We start from the raw sequence: 1459 nt of genomic DNA, 5'->3' as shown, positions 1-1459 counted from the left end.
CAGACTAAAATCCTAGTGAAAAAGATGAACTGTCTAAGAAATCAGGATTTCTTGTCAGTTCCCTATTTTCATACGGATTTTCTAACGTCTTCATAACTTGCTTTTCCTTAGAAAGGAGGTGATCCAGCCGCACCTTCCGATACGGCTACCTTGTTACGACTTCACCCCAATCATCTGTCCCACCTTAGGCGGCTGGCTCCTAAAAGGTTACCTCACCGACTTTGGGTGTTACAAACTCTCGTGGTGTGACGGGCGGTGTGTACAAGGCCCGGGAACGTATTCACCGCGGCGTGCTGATCCGCGATTACTAGCGATTCCGACTTCATGGAGGCGAGTTGCAGCCTCCAATCCGAACTGAGATTGGTTTTCAGAGATTAGCTTGCCGTCACCGGCTTGCGACTCGTTGTACCAACCATTGTAGCACGTGTGTAGCCCAGGTCATAAGGGGCATGATGATTTGACGTCATCCCCACCTTCCTCCGGTTTATTACCGGCAGTCTCGCTAGAGTGCCCAACTTAATGATGGCAACTAACAATAAGGGTTGCGCTCGTTGCGGGACTTAACCCAACATCTCACGACACGAGCTGACGACAACCATGCACCACCTGTCACCAGTGTTCCGAAGAAAAATCCTATCTCTAGGACGGTCACTGGGATGTCAAGACCTGGTAAGGTTCTTCGCGTTGCTTCGAATTAAACCACATGCTCCACCGCTTGTGCGGGCCCCCGTCAATTCCTTTGAGTTTCAACCTTGCGGTCGTACTCCCCAGGCGGAGTGCTTAATGCGTTAGCGTCGGCACTGAGTCCCGGAAAGGACCCAACACCTAGCACTCATCGTTTACGGCGTGGACTACCAGGGTATCTAATCCTGTTCGCTACCCACGCTTTCGAGCCTCAGCGTCAGTTACAGACCAGAGAGCCGCTTTCGCCACCGGTGTTCCTCCATATATCTACGCATTTCACCGCTACACATGGAATTCCACTCTCCCCTTCTGCACTCAAGTCCAACAGTTTCCAAAGCAAACAATGGTTGAGCCACTGCCTTTAACTTCAGACTTATTAAACCGCCTGCGCTCGCTTTACGCCCAATAAATCCGGACAACGCTCGGGACCTACGTATTACCGCGGCTGCTGGCACGTAGTTAGCCGTCCCTTTCTGGTAAGATACCGTCACTTGTGTAACTTTCCACTCTACACAACGTTCTTCTCTTACAACAGAGCTTTACGATCCGAAAACCTTCTTCACTCACGCGGCGTTGCTCGGTCAGGGTTGCCCCCATTGCCGAAGATTCCCTACTGCTGCCTCCCGTAGGAGTCTGGGCCGTGTCTCAGTCCCAGTGTGGCCGATCACCCTCTCAGGTCGGCTATGTATCGTCGCCTAGGTGAGCCCTTACCTCACCTACTAGCTAATACAACGCAGGTCCATCTGTTAGTGGAGCAATTGCCCCTTTCAAATGG

The 1459-nt window shown here is 51.7% G+C and carries 1 rRNA gene; it reads right to left on the bottom strand.

Going from position 1 to position 1459, the window contains the following annotated elements:
• Positions 1 to 111: 111 nt before the first annotated feature.
• A 16S ribosomal RNA gene (locus tag AC4HAJ_RS08650) occupies positions 112 to 1459 on the bottom strand; the annotation flags it as partial.

This window comes from Streptococcus sp. ALY_211 (genome assembly GCF_058314555.1).
The sequence above is the reverse complement of the archived record's forward strand: the minus strand, read 5'-3'. Positions and strand labels throughout refer to the sequence as shown.